Raw genomic sequence first — 2615 nt, forward strand, 5'->3', positions numbered from 1 at the left:
GGGCGCGCGGCCGGCGCCCGCCTCCGGCGCCACGTCCGCCTCCGGCGCCTCGCCTGCCTCCGGCGCCTCGCCTGCCTCCGGCACCTCTTGTACTTCGCCCGCCCCGGAACCTTCGCCCGTCCCGGAACCTTCGCCCGCCCGGACACCCCCGCCCGCCCCGGAGCTCTCAGCCGTCCCGTCGAGCACCGTCCAGATCGATGCGGCGACGGGTTCTCCGGCGTCGGTCCACGCCACGAGCAGCTGACCTGCTTCGACGGCGGTCCGGAGCGACGTCGCGAAGAGCGCGCGGGTGCGTTCCAGGCGCCGGTCGGGCTCCGGCTCGACCCAGGCGGACACCGCCTCGTCTGCGAACGCCTCGACGCACACGGGCAGCACGACGTCGAACTCCGCCGGCATCGCCGGGCCTACTCTCATGGAGATCATGCCCCCAGACTCGTGTGCGGCAGCCGGCGGGGCCCAGTAGTTTCGTCTCACGATCGTGTGCGACGAAAGGAGCCCGACGTGGCGTGCTCCGAGTGCGGGCGGGACCTCGGTCCGGGAACGGGTACGGGTCGGCCCCGCCGTTACTGCTCGCGGTCCTGTCAGTCGCGGGCCTACCGGCGGCGTCGCGACGTCGGCGGCGCGCACCGCGAAGCCGTCCATCTGAGAGTTGCGGAACCGCGGCAGCGGGCCGGGGGCGGTCACGTCGCGCGCCAGCACGCGGCCGAGCACCCCCTGGTCGAGGGGCACCTGCTCGGCAGGCCGGTCCGCGAGTGCCGCGAGCAGCTCCGCGACGTCGGCCCTGTGCTGTTCCACGTCCACGCGCTCGCTCATGTCCGCAACCTACCCGCAGCGCCGTCCGGTAGGCGGTTTGCCCTGGCGAGCGGACCGGGCCGCGCGAAAGAATCGAGCATGCAGATCCAGGCGCTGAGCAACAACGGGGCCACGCCCGACGGCGCCCTCGTGCGCCGGGAGTCCGAGACCGCCGGCGGCCTGCTGGTGCTCGACTCGGTGCTCGCGATGCGCCCGCAGCCCGATGTGGTGCTGCGGGCGCGGCACCACGTGGAGTACGACGGCGACGTGCGTGCCTGGGTGCGCTGGTCGCACCAGCGCGAGCCGGGCGGTGTGGACGTCTCGTTCGAGCGCGCGGACCTGCCACCGGGCGTGGGCGACGGCGTGCCGTCGTTCGCCCGGTACCTGCTGGTGCTGGAGCTCGCGACGGTGGGGTCCTGGGTCGAGTACACACAGCTCGCCGACACCGACCCCGCGCGCACGCAGCACGCCCTGCTGGTGCGCACCGACACGCAGCCGCTGGTGCTGCCGGACGGCTACTCGGTCTCCGCGATGCGCATCGACCAGCTCCTGGACGGCAGCCCCGCGAACGCGTTCTGGTGCGACGAGCACGGCGTGCTGCAGGCCGACTACATCGAGACGTTCCCCGACGGGACCCGGATCACGGGCATCTCGTGGCGCACCACCTGGGCGGGCGTCGAGCCGTGGCTCGACCCCGAGGTACGCGCGGAGCTGGACGCGTCGGGGATCCTGGCCTGAGGGTCGTACGGGTCACCGGTGCAGATGCGCCTTGTGCCCGACCGCGGCGGAGACGTCGGCCTCGGCCACGGCGAGCAGCCGGTCGGCGAGGCGCCGCAGAGCCCGGCCGGCGGCGATCTCGTCGCCGATCAGCGGCACCTCGTCGTCGTCCGGTGACTTCCTGGCGTGCCCGACGCCGCGCAGGGCGTCCGGCGGACCGTTCATCACCGTGGCCTCCGCCGTCGTGCTGCCCGCCGCCTCGACCACGGTGATCCGCACGTCCCAGGTGAGGGCGCGGCCGCGGCGGGACTCGGCCCACGCGCCGGACGTCGCCTCGACCTGGGCGTCCACGTACGTGTCGCCGCCGGGGTAGACGAGCGTCTCCTCGCCCGTGTCGGACCAGCGCACCCGGTACGGCGGCGACCCGTCGCCGTGGGGGCACTCGGTCACCACGCCGTCCCGCACAGCGCCGCCGACCACACCGGAAGCCGTGACGATCCGGTCGCCCACTGCTGCTTTCATGGGGTCCTCCTCGCGTCGTTGCGGTCCCTTCCATGATGGCCCCGAACCGGTCGGCGTGTCAGACCGTACCCGTCACCTGTTCGACCCCTGCGCGTGACAGTTGCGTGAGACGGTGAGGAGCACGGGGGCGGCGCGGAGTCCGTGCGGGCACGCGCGGAGGTTCGTGCGGAGGTTCGCGCGGGAAAGGAGCCGGGGTGCGGGACCTGCTGCCGCAGCTGCTCGACTGGTGGCACGACGACGAGCGCGCGGCCGTCGCCACGGTGGTGCGCACCTTCGGGTCCGCGCCGCGCGAGCCGGGTGCGTCCCTGGCCGTGGGCCCGGGCGGCGAGGTCATCGGCTCGGTGTCCGGCGGGTGCGTCGAGGGCGCCGTGCACGACCTGTGTCTGGAGGTCGCCGAGTCCGGCCGCCCCGCGCTCGTCAGCTACGGCGTTTCCGACGACGATGCGTTCGACGTGGGCCTGACCTGCGGCGGGACCATCGAGGTGTTCGTCGCGCCGGTGTCCCGCGCGACGTGGCCGGGCTTCGACGCGTTCGCCGGGCGGGTCCTGGCCGTGCCCCGGGCCGACGGCGGCCCGGCGGGGCCG

3 protein-coding genes and 1 pseudogene are annotated in these 2615 nt (G+C 74.4%); 2 read left to right on the forward strand and 2 right to left on the reverse strand.

Going from position 1 to position 2615, the window contains the following annotated elements; all coding sequences use genetic code 11:
* Positions 1-813, reverse strand: a pseudogene (locus tag PROKR_RS37710) (hypothetical protein); the annotation flags it as partial.
* 78 nt (positions 814-891) lie between these two features.
* Here PROKR_RS37710 and PROKR_RS28310 point away from each other — a divergent pair.
* The gene (locus PROKR_RS28310; RefSeq protein ID WP_036970544.1) at positions 892-1530 is read left to right on the forward strand and encodes a hypothetical protein; all 639 of its coding nucleotides are present in this window, start codon (positions 892-894) and stop codon (positions 1528-1530) included.
* 12 nt (positions 1531-1542) lie between these two features.
* On the opposite strand, the gene PROKR_RS28315 is transcribed toward PROKR_RS28310, so the two are convergent.
* Positions 1543-2031, reverse strand: a complete 489-nt coding sequence (locus PROKR_RS28315) for a dsRBD fold-containing protein (protein ID WP_036970548.1) — start codon at positions 2029-2031, stop codon at positions 1543-1545.
* A gap of 194 nt (positions 2032-2225) precedes the next feature.
* Between PROKR_RS28315 and PROKR_RS28320 the strand changes: the two genes are divergently transcribed.
* Positions 2226-2615, forward strand: a 390-nt coding sequence (locus tag PROKR_RS28320) for an XdhC family protein (protein ID WP_036970550.1), incomplete at its 3' end; no start/stop codon positions are given.

The organism is Promicromonospora kroppenstedtii DSM 19349, assembly GCF_000515355.1.
GTDB classification, from domain to species: domain Bacteria; phylum Actinomycetota; class Actinomycetes; order Actinomycetales; family Cellulomonadaceae; genus Promicromonospora; species Promicromonospora kroppenstedtii.